The organism is Variovorax multivorans (genome assembly GCF_051216835.1).
Taxonomy (GTDB): domain Bacteria; phylum Pseudomonadota; class Gammaproteobacteria; order Burkholderiales; family Burkholderiaceae_C; genus Variovorax.
In genome coordinates, this window is the sequence record NZ_JBPJZL010000005.1 from 278,380 (window position 1) to 291,807 (window position 13,428).

The 13,428-nt window shown below is 66.9% G+C and carries 18 protein-coding genes; 14 read left to right on the top strand and 4 right to left on the bottom strand.

Features of this window, described 5'->3' with window-relative positions; genetic code table 11:
* The first annotated feature begins 37 nt into the window (after window positions 1-37).
* The 7 genes from ACSFCA_RS14670 to ACSFCA_RS14700 are packed head-to-tail and all read left to right on the top strand — an operon-like array spanning window position 38 to window position 4,930.
* On the top strand, window positions 38-1,144 hold the full coding sequence (locus tag ACSFCA_RS14670) for an S-(hydroxymethyl)glutathione dehydrogenase/class III alcohol dehydrogenase (RefSeq protein WP_435459977.1): 1,107 nt from the start codon (window positions 38-40) through the stop codon (window positions 1,142-1,144).
* A gap of 19 nt (window positions 1,145-1,163) precedes the next feature.
* Window positions 1,164-2,087 carry an alpha/beta fold hydrolase gene (locus ACSFCA_RS14675; protein ID WP_435459978.1) on the top strand — a complete coding sequence of 308 codons (924 nt, stop codon included), beginning with the start codon at window positions 1,164-1,166 and terminating at the stop codon, window positions 2,085-2,087.
* Complete coding sequence (fghA, locus tag ACSFCA_RS14680; protein WP_258353861.1) at window positions 2,084-2,962, top strand: S-formylglutathione hydrolase; 879 nt, start codon at window positions 2,084-2,086, stop codon at window positions 2,960-2,962. The genes ACSFCA_RS14675 and fghA overlap by 4 nt, the downstream gene beginning before the upstream one ends.
* Window positions 2,963-3,011: 49 nt before the next feature.
* Complete coding sequence (locus ACSFCA_RS14685; protein WP_258353860.1) at window positions 3,012-3,506, top strand: GNAT family N-acetyltransferase; 495 nt, start codon at window positions 3,012-3,014, stop codon at window positions 3,504-3,506.
* A 22-nt stretch (window positions 3,507-3,528) separates the two neighbouring features.
* A complete protein-coding gene (locus ACSFCA_RS14690) occupies window positions 3,529-3,918 on the top strand; it encodes a VOC family protein (RefSeq protein ID WP_435459979.1) in 390 nt (129 codons plus the stop codon).
* Window positions 3,915-4,325: a TfoX/Sxy family protein gene (locus ACSFCA_RS14695; RefSeq protein WP_435459980.1), complete on the top strand. Its 411-nt coding sequence runs from the start codon at window positions 3,915-3,917 to the stop codon at window positions 4,323-4,325. Before ACSFCA_RS14690 ends, ACSFCA_RS14695 begins: the two co-directional genes overlap by 4 nt.
* Entirely contained in the window at window positions 4,322-4,930 is a 609-nt protein-coding gene (locus ACSFCA_RS14700; protein WP_258353857.1) for a 3'-5' exonuclease, read from the top strand. The genes ACSFCA_RS14695 and ACSFCA_RS14700 overlap by 4 nt, the downstream gene beginning before the upstream one ends.
* Before the next feature lie 15 nt (window positions 4,931-4,945).
* Here the strand turns inward: ACSFCA_RS14700 and ACSFCA_RS14705 are convergent, their stop codons facing one another.
* Window positions 4,946-5,674, bottom strand: a complete 729-nt coding sequence (locus tag ACSFCA_RS14705) for an alpha/beta fold hydrolase (protein WP_435459981.1) — start codon at window positions 5,672-5,674, stop codon at window positions 4,946-4,948.
* 143 nt (window positions 5,675-5,817) lie between these two features.
* Here ACSFCA_RS14705 and ACSFCA_RS14710 point away from each other — a divergent pair, with 143 nt between their 5' ends.
* From ACSFCA_RS14710 to arsH, 4 genes are read left to right on the top strand one after another with little or no spacing between them, the layout of a single operon-like run.
* Window positions 5,818-6,135 carry an ArsR/SmtB family transcription factor gene (locus ACSFCA_RS14710; RefSeq protein ID WP_435459982.1) on the top strand — a complete coding sequence of 106 codons (318 nt, stop codon included), beginning with the start codon at window positions 5,818-5,820 and terminating at the stop codon, window positions 6,133-6,135.
* A complete protein-coding gene (locus ACSFCA_RS14715) occupies window positions 6,129-7,412 on the top strand; it encodes an arsenic transporter (protein WP_435459983.1) in 1,284 nt (427 codons plus the stop codon). The genes ACSFCA_RS14710 and ACSFCA_RS14715 overlap by 7 nt, the downstream gene beginning before the upstream one ends.
* Before the next feature lie 18 nt (window positions 7,413-7,430).
* Complete coding sequence (gene arsC / locus ACSFCA_RS14720; protein WP_435459984.1) at window positions 7,431-7,862, top strand: arsenate reductase (glutaredoxin); 432 nt, start codon at window positions 7,431-7,433, stop codon at window positions 7,860-7,862.
* On the top strand, window positions 7,846-8,565 hold the full coding sequence (gene arsH, locus ACSFCA_RS14725; protein ID WP_435459985.1) for an arsenical resistance protein ArsH: 720 nt from the start codon (window positions 7,846-7,848) through the stop codon (window positions 8,563-8,565). The genes arsC and arsH overlap by 17 nt, the downstream gene beginning before the upstream one ends.
* Window positions 8,566-8,573: 8 nt before the next feature.
* On the opposite strand, the gene ACSFCA_RS14730 is transcribed toward arsH, so the two are convergent.
* On the bottom strand, window positions 8,574-9,533 hold the full coding sequence (locus tag ACSFCA_RS14730; RefSeq protein WP_435459986.1) for an AraC-like ligand-binding domain-containing protein: 960 nt from the start codon (window positions 9,531-9,533) through the stop codon (window positions 8,574-8,576).
* 219 nt (window positions 9,534-9,752) lie between these two features.
* Here ACSFCA_RS14730 and gnd point away from each other — a divergent pair, with 219 nt between their 5' ends.
* Window positions 9,753-11,180, top strand: a complete 1,428-nt coding sequence (gnd, locus tag ACSFCA_RS14735; protein ID WP_435459987.1) for a decarboxylating NADP(+)-dependent phosphogluconate dehydrogenase — start codon at window positions 9,753-9,755, stop codon at window positions 11,178-11,180.
* A 17-nt stretch (window positions 11,181-11,197) separates the two neighbouring features.
* On the top strand, window positions 11,198-11,755 hold the full coding sequence (locus ACSFCA_RS14740) for a GNAT family N-acetyltransferase (RefSeq protein WP_435459988.1): 558 nt from the start codon (window positions 11,198-11,200) through the stop codon (window positions 11,753-11,755).
* Between the two features lie 3 nt (window positions 11,756-11,758).
* Here ACSFCA_RS14740 and ACSFCA_RS14745 read toward each other — a convergent pair whose 3' ends face one another.
* A complete protein-coding gene (locus tag ACSFCA_RS14745) occupies window positions 11,759-12,286 on the bottom strand; it encodes a thioesterase family protein (RefSeq protein WP_258353848.1) in 528 nt (175 codons plus the stop codon).
* A 57-nt stretch (window positions 12,287-12,343) separates the two neighbouring features.
* Here ACSFCA_RS14745 and ACSFCA_RS14750 point away from each other — a divergent pair, with 57 nt between their 5' ends.
* Window positions 12,344-12,838: a MarR family winged helix-turn-helix transcriptional regulator gene (locus ACSFCA_RS14750; protein WP_435459989.1), complete on the top strand. Its 495-nt coding sequence runs from the start codon at window positions 12,344-12,346 to the stop codon at window positions 12,836-12,838.
* On the opposite strand, the gene ACSFCA_RS14755 is transcribed toward ACSFCA_RS14750, so the two are convergent.
* On the bottom strand, window positions 12,828-13,334 hold the full coding sequence (locus ACSFCA_RS14755) for a gluconokinase (RefSeq protein ID WP_258353846.1): 507 nt from the start codon (window positions 13,332-13,334) through the stop codon (window positions 12,828-12,830). The two genes, ACSFCA_RS14750 and ACSFCA_RS14755, sit on opposite strands and share 11 nt — an antisense overlap.
* Between the last annotated feature and the right edge of the window lie 94 nt (window positions 13,335-13,428).

The following is a 13,428-nucleotide window of genomic DNA, read 5'->3' on the forward strand; positions in this document are numbered from 1 at the left end:
CCTTACCGCTTCGCCTTTCTGAAGAATCACACTCGCCATGAAAACCAAAGCCGCCGTCGCCTGGAAATCCGGAGCCCCGCTCACCATCGAAACCGTGGACCTCGAAGGCCCGAAATTCGGCGAAGTGCTGGTCGAGATCAAGGCCACCGGTATCTGCCACACCGACTACTACACCCTCTCGGGCGCCGACCCCGAAGGCATCTTCCCCGCGATCCTCGGCCATGAAGGCGCGGGCATCGTGGTCGATGTCGGCCCCGGCGTCACCACGCTCAAGAAGGGCGACCACGTCATTCCGCTGTACACGCCCGAATGCCGCCAGTGCAAGTTCTGCCTGAGCCGCAAGACCAACCTGTGCCAGCTGATCCGCGGCACGCAGGGCAAGGGCCTGATGCCCGACGGCACCAGCCGCTTCAGCCTCGACGGCACGCCGATCGCCCATTACATGGGCACCTCGACCTTCAGCAACTACACGGTCGCCCCCGAGATCTCGCTGGCCAAGATCCGCGAGGACGCCCCCTTCGACAAGGTCTGCTACATCGGCTGCGGCGTCACCACCGGCATCGGCGCGGTGATCTTCACGGCCAAGGTGGAAGCCGGCGCCAACGTGGTGGTGTTCGGCCTCGGCGGCATCGGCCTGAACGTGATCCAGGGCGCCAAGATGGTAGGTGCCGACAAGATCATCGGCGTGGACCTGAACCCCGAACGCGAAGCCATGGCCCGCAAGTTCGGCATGACGCACTTCATCAATCCCAAGGACACCGAGAACGTGGTGGATGCCATCGTGCAACTGACCGACGGCGGCGCCGACTACAGCTTCGAGTGCATCGGCAACACCAAGGTGATGCGCCAGGCGCTCGAATGCACGCACAAGGGCTGGGGCCGCAGCATCATCATCGGCGTGGCCGAGGCCGGTGCAGAGATCAGCACGCGGCCGTTCCAGCTGGTCACCGGCCGCAAGTGGGAAGGCTCGGCCTTCGGCGGCGCACGCGGTCGCACCGACGTGCCGAAGATCGTCGACTGGTACATGGAAGGCAAGATCAACATCGACGACCTGATCACGCACACCATGCCGCTGGAAGACATCAACAAGGGCTTCGACCTGATGAAGCGCGGCGAATCCATCCGCGGCGTGGTGCTCTACTAAGCCCCGGGAGGCGCCCGCCATGAACCGCATGGAACCCCTGCGCAAGATCGAAGCGGGCGTTCTCGAAGTCGCCTACTTCGAAGCAGGCCCTTCCGACGGTCCGACCGTGCTGCTGATGCACGGCTTTCCGTACGACATCCACACCTACGCCGAAGTCGCGCCGATGCTGGCCGACCAAGGCTGCCGCGTGATCGTGCCGTACCTGCGCGGCTACGGCGCCACGCGCTTCCTGAACGAAGCCACGCCGCGCTCGGGCGAACAGGCCGCGCTGGGCGCCGACCTGCTTGCGCTGCTCGACGCCCTGAAGATCGACCGTGCCGTGCTGGCCGGCTACGACTGGGGCGGCCGCGCCGCCTGCGTGGTCGCAGCGCTGTGGCCCGAACGCTGCGCGGGGCTGGTGTCCCTCAACAGCTACAACATCCAGAACATCGCGAAAGCGATGGAGCCGGATACGCCGGCCAACGAGCACAGCCTCTGGTACCAGTACTACTTTCACAGCGAGCGCGGCCGCGCCGGCCTCGAGAAAGACCGCAAGGCGCTCACGAAGCTGCTGTGGAAGCTCTGGTCGCCCACATGGCAGTTCGACGACGCCACCTTCGAGCGCAGCGCCGCCGCCTTCGACCAACCCGACTTCGTGGACGTGGTGATCCAGTCGTACCGCCACCGCTTCGGCCTCGTGCCGGGCGACCCGGCCTACGCCGACATCGAACGCCGCCTCGCGGCCCAGCCCACGATCACCGTGCCCGCCATCACCTTCGACGGCATCGACGACGGCGTGCGCCCGCCCGCCGACGCATCAGCCCACGCACACCGTTTCAGCGGCCCGCGTTCGCACCGGCTCGTGCCCGGCGCGGGCCACAACCTTCCGCAGGAAGCGCCGCGCACCTTTGCCGACGCCGTGCTCGAACTCGTGCCCGCCCTGCGCGGCAAGAACCCGCAATGACCGACAACACTCCGAAGATTCTTTCCGAGCACCACGCCTTCGGCGGCGTGCAGCGCTTTCTCGAACACCGCTCGCATGAAATCGGCCTGCCGATGCGCTTCTCGGTCTACCTGCCGCCGCAGGTCGCGCACGAGCGCGTGCCCGCCCTGCTCTACCTCGCGGGCCTGACCTGCAACGAAGAAACCTTCGCGGTGAAGGCCGGTGCGCAGCGCATGGCCGCGAGCCTGGGCCTCGCGCTGATCGCGCCCGACACCAGCCCGCGCGGCCGCGAAGCGGAAAGCATTCCGGGTGCGAAGGACGACTGGGACTTCGGCATCGGCGCCGGCTTCTACCTCGACGCACTGGCCGAGCCATGGGCCACGCACTGGCGCATGGAAAGCTGGGTCGTGCACGAGCTGCTGCCGCTGGTCGCCAAGCACTTCGCCATCGACGGCGAGCGCATCGGCATCTTCGGCCACTCGATGGGCGGCCACGGTGCGCTCACGCTGGCGCTGCGGCATCCGGGGCGCTTCAAGTCGCTCTCGGCCTTCGCGCCGATCTGCGCGCCCACGCAGTGCCCATGGGGCGAGAAGGCGCTCGGCGGCTATCTGGGCCAGCCCGGCGCTGACCGTGCGCAATGGCTGGCGCACGACGCCAGTGCGCTCATGAAGTCGCAGGTGGTGGCACCCTACCCGCAAGGCATCCTCATCGACCAGGGACTGGCCGACAAATTCCTCGCCGAGCAGTTGCACCCCGAGGCCTTCGAGGCCGCCTGCTTTGCCGCCGGCCAGCCGCTCACGCTGCGCCGTCACGCGGGCTACGACCACGGCTACTACTTCATCCAGAGCTTCATGGCCGACCACCTCGCGCACCACGTACAAACCCTGCGCGCATAGGGCCTCAGCCTCATCGACCACAGCGGCCCCGCGCCGTATCATGGTTCGCATGTCCGCCGCCCAAATTCCCGCCTTCCACCTGCGGTTGCGCGAAGGCAGCGCTGAAGAAAACATGGTGCTGGCCGGCATCTGGCGCCGCGCTTGGATCGCGGCCAACCGGGGCGTTGCCCATTTCGAGCCGATCGGCTACTGGCTGCACCGCGTGCAGACCGAGTTCGGCCCGCCCGCCGAAGTGGTGCTGGCGGAGCGCGACGGGCAGGTGCTGGCGTTCATGGTGCTGCTGGGGCGGCGCGAATACGTGGCCCAGCTTTTCGTCGAACCCCACCTGCGCAACCAGGGCCTGGGCAAGGCGTTGCTCGACGAAGCCTGCGTGCGCATTCCCACAGGCTGGTGGCTGCACGTGGCGGCCACCAACACATCGGCGCAGCGCTTCTACGAACGCTATGGCCTCGAGCGCGGTGCGGTCGATCGGCACCCATCGAGCGGCCGCGAGCGCATCGCCTACCATTGGTCGCCCTCGCGCCCGCCGTGGCGCATCGGCTGAACCCATCCTTCTTTTCGTGCCCATGCGCATCGACCACATCGCACTCTGGACCACCGATCTCGAACGCTGCAAGCGCTTCTATGTCGACTACTTCGGCGCCACCGCCGGCGCAGGCTACGTCAACCCGGCCAAGGGCTTCACCTCGTGCTTCCTGAGCCTGGGCGACGGCGCGCGCATCGAGGCCATGACCACGAGCACGCTCTCGCCCGTAACCGCTGAAGCCGGCGCGCAGCGCATGGGCTGGACGCACCTGGCGATCAGCGTGGGCTCCGACGCCGCGGTCGACGAACTCACGCAGCGCCTGAAGGCCGACGGCTACCCGCTGCTCGACGGCCCGCGCCGCACCGGCGACGGCTACTACGAGAGCGTGGTGCTCGACCCTGACGGCAACCGCATCGAGATCACCGCATGAGCGAATTCGTCGAAAGCCTGCACGAAACCTTCGAGCGGCTCGGCCGCATCGAAACGCGCCGCATGTTCGGCGGCCACGGCGTCTGGCACGAAGGCCGCATGATCGCGCTGGTCGCCAAAGACACGCTCTACCTCAAGGCCGATGCCGAAAGCGCCGCACATTTCGACAAGCTGAACCTGCCGCCCTTCACCTACGTGCGCCAGGGCAAGTCGATGCCGATGTCGTACCGGCAAGCCCCGGCGGATCTTTTCGAAGATCGCGAGGAAGCCGCCATGTGGGGCCGCCTTGCCTACGAAGCAGCGCTGCGCTCGGGCCAGCCACCGAAGCCGAAGAAGGCACCCGCCAAGAAACCCGCAGTGAAGAAAGCCTCAGTGAAGAAAAAGATAGCGAAAGCAGCCTCCCGGTGAGCGAGAACCCCAAGCTCCCACCACTGCCCGAGCGCGAACAGATCGCGCTGCTCGAACCCTTCGAAGGCCTCGGCCTGAAAGACATCGTGGTCGTGCAGACACTGCAAGATGCAGAACACGCCGCCGCCACACTGCTCGCCGCGGGCATCGCCGGCTTCGACACTGAATCGAAGCCCACCTTCGCGAAGAACGAGGTGTCGGGCGGCCCGCACGTGGTGCAGTTCTCCACGCGCGACACGGCATGGCTGTTTCAGCTGCATCGCACCGAGTGCAATCCGGTGGTGGCCACGCTGATCGCCTCCACCGAGCTGCGCAAGGTCGGCTTCGGCCTGTCGGGCGACCTCACGTTGATCCGCAACCGGCTCAACATCGAGCCGAAGGCGGTGTTCGACATAGACAACGAATTCCGCCATCGCGGCTACCGCAAGTCGGTTGGCGTGAAGGCGGCAGTGGCTCTGGTGTTCAACCGCCGCTTCATCAAATCGCGCAAGGCGACCACATCCAACTGGGCCAACAAGCAGCTCACCGAAGCGCAGATCCGCTACGCCGCGAACGACGCCTATGCGTCGATCCGCGTGTACGACGCGCTCTTCAGCAGCAACTGACCGATCGAAACGGGGTCAGTCCCGCCCCGCCTCCAGGATCGCCTGCGCGAGCCTCTGGGGGTTCGAGAAGAACATCTCGTGGCTGCCAGGGCACTCCACCAGCCGGAACAGGCCCAGCCGCTCCGACAGGCGCGGATGCCACGGCATGCCGTGCGGCAGCGCGGTGTCCTGCAGGCAATTGACGTAGGACTTGCCCAGCGCCAGCGCGGCCAGCGGCTGCTGCAGCCTGATCTTGTCGGTGAAGGTGCGGTACGGGTGCGGGTTGAGCTTGTCATAGGCAGCCGTCGCGGTCGCCAGGTCCGCATCGTTGATGAAGGCCTCGCGCCAGATCTCGAAGGGCAGCGTCACGGCATTGCCGTTGGCCTCGGCGACGGCGTCGAACATCGTCACGTAGTGCGGCGGCACCATGTCGTTGAGCGATTCGCCATCGAGCGGCACGAAGGCGTTGATGTACACCAGCCGCTTCAGCCGCGGCGCGATGCGATCCGCCACGCCCGAGATCACCATGCCGCCGTAGCTGTGGCCCACGAGGCGCACCTGCGTGAGGTCTTTCTCCTCGATGTAGCGCACGGCGGAAGCGATGGCGTCTTCCAGGCCAATGCTCGATCGGTCGTCGCCGGGGTTGTTGCCAGCGAGCGTCGGGCAATACACGGTGTGCCCTGCTGCGCGCAGGCCGTCGGCCACGGCTTCGATCTCTGCGCCGGTGTGCCAGGCGCCGTGGACGAGAACATAGGTGTCGGACATGGTGGGTGTGTCTCCTTTTGTTTGTGACGGAGCACGACTGTAAGGAACATCGGTGACTTGCGCATGGCCGATACGTGCCAGCGCGATGGCCGGTTCGCGCCAGCCTGGTTGCTTCGATTCAATTATTCAACGATACTTGAAATATGGAAGAAAATGACGTTGTCCGATCCCTTGCCGCACTGGCGCAGCCCATTCGCCTGCGGGTGTTTCGTGCGCTGGTGGTGGCGGGCCCTGCCGGACTCACGCCCGGCGCGCTGACCGAAGCGCTCGAGGTGTCGGCCACGGGCCTGTCGTTCCATCTCAAGGAGCTCGTGCATTCGGGGCTGGTCTCGCAGGAGCGGCAGGGCCGCAACCTCATCTACCGCGCGGCATTCGACCAGATGAACGGCCTGCTGGCCTACCTCACCGAGAACTGCTGCCAAGGCGAAACCTGCGCTGTCGGATGCCCTCCGACATGCTGAGCGCCGTTGCGATCTTCATCTTCACGCTCGTGCTGGTGATCTGGCAGCCGCGCGGCCTGGGCATCGGCTGGAGCGCCTCGCTCGGCGCCGTCATCGCGCTGCTGCTCGGCGTGGTCCAGCTGTCCGACATCCCGGTCGTCTGGGGCATCGTGTGGAACGCGACCGCCACCTTCATCGCGGTGATCGTCATCAGCCTGCTGCTCGACGAAGCGGGCTTCTTCGAATGGGCCGCGCTGCACGTGGCGCGCTGGGGCGGCGGACGCGGGCGGCTGCTGTTCGCGTTCATCGTACTGCTGGGCGCCGCCGTGTCGGCGCTGTTCGCCAACGACGGCGCGGCGCTGATCCTTACGCCCATCGTGATGGCGATGCTCGTGGCGCTGGGTTTCTCGCCGGCCGCCACGCTCGCCTTCGTGATGGCGGCGGGCTTCATCGCCGACACGGCCAGCCTGCCGCTGATCGTCTCGAACCTGGTGAACATCGTGTCGGCCGACTTCTTCCGCATCGGCTTCGGCGAATACGCCTCGGTCATGTTCCCCGTGAACATCGCGGCGGTGCTCGCGAGCCTGCTGGTGCTGATGCTCTTCTTTCGCCGCGGCATTCCGGCCAGCTACGACGCGACCCAACTCAAGGTGCCTGCGGATGCGATCCGCGACCCCGCGACCTTCCGCGCGGGCTGGGTCGTGCTGGTGCTGCTGCTCGTCGGCTTCTTCGGCCTGGAGCCGCTGGGCGTGCCGGTCAGCGCGGTAGCGGCCTTCGGCGCAATCGTGCTGCTGGCCGTCGCAGGGCGCGGTCCGGTGATCGGCATTCGCAAGGTGCTGCGTGGCGCGCCCTGGCAGATCGTGATCTTCTCGCTGGGCATGTACCTCGTGGTCTACGGGCTGCGCAACGCCGGCCTGACCGGCTACATCGCCTCGCTGCTGAATGTGTTCGCGCAAGGCGGCGTCTGGGGCGCGGCGATGGGCACGGGCTTTCTCTCGGCACTGCTCTCGTCGGTCATGAACAACATGCCCACCGTGCTGGTGGGCGCGCTGTCCATCGACGCGTCGAGTGCGAGCGGCATCGTGAAGGAAGCGATGGTCTACGCCAACGTGATCGGCTGCGACCTCGGCCCGAAGATCACGCCCATCGGCAGCCTCGCCACCCTGCTCTGGCTGCACGTGCTCGCGAAGAAGGGCATGGCGATCGGCTGGGGCTACTACTTCAAGGTAGGCATCGTGCTGACCCTGCCCGTGCTGCTGGTCACCCTGGCGGCACTGGCGCTTCGATTGAGTCTTTGAAACCGGCACCACACTTCCATGAACGACATCACCATCTATCACAACCCCGCCTGCGGCACGTCGAGGAACGTGCTCGCGCTGATCCGCAACACAGGCGATGAGCCCACCGTCATCGAGTACCTGAAGACCCCGCCCGATCGCGCGACGCTGAAGCAACTGATCGCGGCCATGGGCATGCCGGTGCGCGAGGTCATGCGCCGCAAGGGCACGCCTTACGACGAACTCGGCCTCGACGATGCGAAGTGGAGCGACGAGGAGCTGATCGGCTTCATGCTGCAGCACCCGATCCTCATCAACCGGCCGATCGTGGTGACGCCGCTCGGCACGCGGCTGTGCCGGCCTTCGGAAGCGGTGCTCGACATCCTGCCGCGTTCGCAGCAAGGCGCCTTCTCCAAGGAAGACGGCGAGGCCGTCATCGACGCGAAGGGCCAGCGTGTCGTCAAGCGCTGAACTGCCGAACATCGACACCGGGCATTTCCACCGACCGGACCTGCGGCAACTGCTGCCCACGGAGCGCGCCACGCACGCGCCGCGCATCCTGCTGCTCTACGGCTCGGTACGCGAGCGCTCCTACAGCCGGCTGCTCACTGAAGAAGCCGCGCGGCTGCTTCAGGCCCTGGGCGCCGAGCCGCGCATCTACGACCCGCGCGGCCTGCCCCTGCCCGACGACGCGCCGGAAGACCATCCGAAGGTGCAGGAGCTTCGCGACCTCGCCCAATGGTCCGAAGGCATGGTGTGGACATCGCCCGAACGCCACGGCGCCATGACCGGCATCATGAAGGCGCAGATCGACTGGATCCCGCTGTCCGTCGGCTCGGTGCGGCCCACGCAGGGCAAGACGCTCGCGGTGATGGAGGTGTCGGGCGGCTCGCAGTCCTTCAACGCCGTGAACCAGCTGCGGGTGCTCGGCCGCTGGATGCGCATGCTCACCATCCCCAACCAGTCGTCGGTGGCCAAGGCCTTCCTTGAGTTCGACGAAGCCGGACGCATGAAGCCCTCGCCGTACTACGAGCGAGTGGTCGACGTGATGGAAGAGCTGCTCAAGTTCACGCTGCTCACACGCGACTGCGCGGGCTACCTTGTGGACCGCTACAGCGAGCGGCGCGAGAGTGCCGAGGCGCTGTCGAAGCGGGTCAGCCTGCGTAGCATCTGAGCGGCGGCTCAGCGCCGCAAGCGGCGCAACTCACCCGGCGTGGCGCCCAGATGCCTGCGGCACTGGCGCACGAAGTGCGAGGCATCCGTCAGCCCCACGCGAAAGCCGATCTCCGCGATGCCCAGGCGATCGAAGCGCGCATCGCCCAGCATGCGCCGCGCCGCCTGCATGCGAAAGCCCGCCAGCGCAGTGGCGAAGGTCGTGCCTCCTTCGCCCAGACAGCGGTGCAGGCTGCGCTCCGAGATGCCCAGCTCGCGCGCCACACCCGCGGCTGTGAGGCCCGGTTCCGCATGGCGCTCGCGCGTGGCGTCGAGCACGCGGCGCCGCAGCGCAGCACGGCCTTCGCTTTCTGACTCTGAAAGGCCATGCCCCGTGGCCAGCGCCAGCAGGCCGCCGAGCTGGTCGCCCAGCAACGCCGCCGGCAGCGGCGGCTTTGCGGCCATCTGCGGTGTCAGCTGCCGCACGAAGCCGCACAGCACGCTGCCCCACCCCGCCTGCCCGTCGATGCGCCGCGCCACCTGGTCGCCCGCGTCAGGAATCCACGCATCGACCCAGGCGGTCGGCAGTTCGAGCGAAATGGTGTCGGCCGATTGCAGCAGGTGAAATTCGTAGCGCCGGCGCGAATCGACCAGCACTGCATCGCCCGGCAGCAGCCGCGCGGAGCGGCCGTCCTGCACGGCCACCCAGGCCGAGTCGGTCTTGCACAGCAGGTAGAAGTAGTTGTTGCGGCTGTGGGCGATGGCGCGGCGCGTGCGGTAGACGTCCTGCGCGCTGCCGCGCACCTGGTTGACGACGATGGGGCCGAGCGGCGCGGATTCGAGCGTGGCGCCGAAGCTGCCGGCCACCGGGCTGGTCACGTCCATCTCCAGGAAGCCCTCGCAGACCGCGCCCACCCAGTAGTCCAGCCGCTGCGCGAGCGGCACGGCGTCGGTGGACCAGCGGTGGATGGTGTCGATGGCTTCGCTCATTGAAATACCTTCGTGCTTCGCACTGCGGTGCGAGCTTGCTTGGGGCGGCCCGGCGCGGCGCTCATGCGCGTCAAACATACCCAAGCCATGCCCGCTTGCCAAGCGGGTATAGACCGCCTCCGACGCCACCCTGCGCCCGGCACCGGCAAAATGACCCGCGAACCAACCCGTGCGCGGGACATTCCGGCGCACGCACATGAAAGAAGGGCAAGACGGGTCATGAGCAGCAACAAGCAAAGCGATTTCGGACTGATCGGCCTGGCCGTGATGGGCCAGAACCTCGTGCTGAATGTGGAAAGCCGCGGCTTCCAGGTCAGCGTGTACAACCGCACCGAGGCCACCACCGAAGCCTTCATCGCCGCCAACCCCGGCAAGAAGCTGGTCGGCGCGAAGACGCTGGAAGAGTTCGTGCAGAGCCTGGCCAAGCCTCGCAAGATCCAGATCATGGTGAAGGCCGGCGCGCCGGTCGACCAGGTGATCGAGCAGCTCATTCCGCTGCTGGACAAGGACGACATCGTCATCGACGGCGGCAACAGCCTCTACACCGACACCGAGCGCCGCGACGCGTACCTCTCCAGCAAGGGCCTGCGCTTCATCGGCGCGGGCGTGTCGGGCGGCGAGGAAGGCGCGCGCAAGGGGCCGTCGATCATGCCGGGCGGGCCGCTTTCGACCTGGGAAGTGATGAAGCCGATCTTCGAGAGCATCGCGGCCAAGGTGGACGGCGAGCCCTGCGTGATTCACATCGGCCCCGGCGGCGCGGGCCACTACGTGAAGATGGTGCACAACGGCATCGAGTACGGCGACATGCAGCTGATCTGCGAGGCCTACAGCCTGTTCAAGGCGGCCGGCTTCAGCACCGACGAGATGGCCGCCATCTTCAGCGAATGGAACGACGGCGAGCTGCAGAGCTACCTGATCCAGATCACCGCCAAGGCGCTCGAGCAGAAAGATCCGGAAACGGGCAAGCCCATCGTCGACGTCATTCTCGACAAGGCCGGCCAGAAGGGCACGGGCCAGTGGACGCTGATCAACGCAGCCGAGAACGCGGTGGTCATCAGCACCATCAACGCGGCCGTCGAGGCGCGCGTGCTGTCGTCGCAGAAGAAGCAGCGCGTGGCGGCCAGCAAGCTGCTGCAGGGCCCGAAGATCGAGCTGTCGGTCGAGAAGAAGGCGCTGGTGGCCAAGGTGCACGATGCGCTCTATGCATCGAAGGTCATCAGCTACACGCAGGGCTTCGACCTCATCAAGACCATGGGCGACAAGAAGGACTGGGGCCTCGACCTGGGCGGCATCGCGTCGATCTGGCGCGGCGGCTGCATCATCCGCGCACGTTTCCTGAACCGCATCACCGATGCCTTCCGCACCGACCCTGCCCTGGGCAACCTGATGCTCGACCCGTTCTTCAAGGACCTGCTGAACCGCACGCAGCAGAACTGGCGCGAAGTGGTGGCACTGGCGGTGAGCAACGGCATTCCGGTGCCGGCCTTCAGCGCCTCGCTGGCTTACTACGATAGCTACCGCACCGAGCGCCTGCCGGCGAACCTGCTGCAGGCTCAGCGCGATTTCTTCGGCGCGCACACCTACGAGCGCACCGACAAGCCCGAAGGCCAGTTCTTCCACACAGACTGGCCCGAAGTGATCGGCTGAGTCGACTGGGTGATGCCATGCCAGCCCTCGACTACCCCAGCCACCTGGTCGAGGACTGGCAACTGAGCGACGGCACGCCGGTGCGGATCCGCCCGATCCGCGCCGACGATCTGGCGATGCACACGGCCTTCGTGGACGGACTCTCGAAAGAGACGGGCTACCACCGCCTGCTGTCGCCGCGAAAGCCGCAGCCCGATGAGCTGTGGCGCATGACGCACATCGACTACGACCACGAACTCGCGCTCATCGCGACGACCGAGGTCGATGGCGTGGAGCAGCAGATGGGCGTGGTGCGCTACGTGCGCGGCGAGACGCCCGAGACGGCGCACGTCGCCGAATTCGCTGTCGTCATCGCAGATGCCTGGCAGCACCACGGCGTTGCCCACAAGCTCATGCGCAAGCTGATCGACGCGGCCGCGGCGGCCGGCGTGAAGCAGCTGGCGGACATCACGCTCTACGACAACATCGGCATGCTGGCGCTGGCGCGCAAGCTGGGCTTCAAGCTGCAGCGCGACCCGGGCAACCCGAACGTCACGCGGCTGCGGCTGGCGCTCGATGCGCCGCCAACGCGCTGAGCCTTACCAGGCCGCGTTCATCACGCCCTGCTCGGCCGCGATCCAGTCGCGCACCGGCCCCGGCAGCGCATGCGCCGGCGGCACGAGCCCCATGGCCGCATACGACTCCTGGTTCGGCACCAGCCCGCCGCGCCCCACGGCCGCGCCCTTCATGTAGCCGGCCGCGCACACCCTGTCGCCACGCACGAACTCGAAGCGCATGTAGTTCCAGTGCTGGTCCGTGGCGTCGAGCCGAAAGCGCAGCGTGTACACCTGAAAGGGGTTGAGCCCGCGTCGGTAGCTGATGAGCGAGCCGCCGGACATCGGCCTCCAGCCCTGGCGCAGCATGGTGGTCGCAAAGCCGGTGCGCACGAAATACTCGACCAGCATCAGGTCGACGACCGTCAGGTAGCGGCCGTTGTTCATGTGGCCGTTGATGTCGAGGTCGTTCGGCAGCACGCGCAGTTGCCGCTCCAGCGTGTCGCCCGGCGCGAGGCGCGGTGCACGCCAGGCACGCAGCAGGGTCATCAGCAAGCGCAGGTAGAGGTTCATGGACAGCCTAGAATTGGTTCAATTCAGAACATTCTAGTTCAAGACTGAACCATTTCAATGCCCGCAGCAAAGCAGCCCAAGCCCAGCAAGACCGACAAGACGCCCTCTTCGCCCCACGGCACGGCCGCATGGCTGGCGGTGGTGCGGGCCTACAACCTCTGCGATGCGGTAATGACGGCGCGGCTCGCCGCCATCGGCCTGCGCGTGGGCGAGCACGAAGTGCTGGCCACCATCGCGACCACGCCGGGCATCACGCAGCAGGCGCTGGCCGCGCGCTGCTTCGTGGCGAAGAGCGGCGTCAGCATGCTGCTCACGCAGATGGAGGCCAGGGGCTGGGTGCGGCGCGACAGCGATGGCGCCGACGCACGCGTGCGTCGCCTCACGCTCACCGACGACGGCATGGCAATGGCGCAGAAGTGCCTGGCGGTTCAGGCGGAGATGGTGACCGCGATGGTCGCGCCGGCCACGCGCGATGAATTGGACATGGTGGCCGACGTGATGGGCCGTGTGGCCACCACGCTCGAAGGCATGCGCGCCGAACTCAAGGGCTGACCAGCCACGCCTTCACCGCCCCCACCGACTGCGCCAGCGGCGCCGTCGCATCCACCGCGAGCACACCCGCCTCCCCCACCGGCGACTCCAGCGTGGCGAACTGGTTGGCTACCAAGCTGGCGGGAAACATGTGCTCCCCCGCCCCGGCCCGCGCGGCCACGCGGCGCTCGGCCTCGGCCCGTTCGATCGCCATGAACACGAAGCGCAGCCCCGGCGCGGCCGCGCGCAGTTGCTCGCGGTAGATGCGCTTGAGCGCCGAGCAGGTCAGCACGGCGCCCTGCGGCGCACCGGCCAGCGCGCGGCCCAGCGTGGCGAGCCAGCCCGCGCGATCGGCATCGGTCAGCGCGATGCCGTGGCTCATCTTCTCGACATTGGCCGGCGGATGGTGGTCGTCGCCTTCTATGAGCGGCAGGTCGAGGGCGGTGGCCAGCGCCGCGCCCAGGCTCGACTTGCCGCATCCCGAAACGCCCATCACTACCAGCCAGACCCTGTCCATATGCACCCTTTTGGTAAAGCGCCACACCCTATTTAACGGAGTCGGCAAACTTAAATCTACTTCCTTATGATGCAAAACCTTTTTCCGTCGGAAG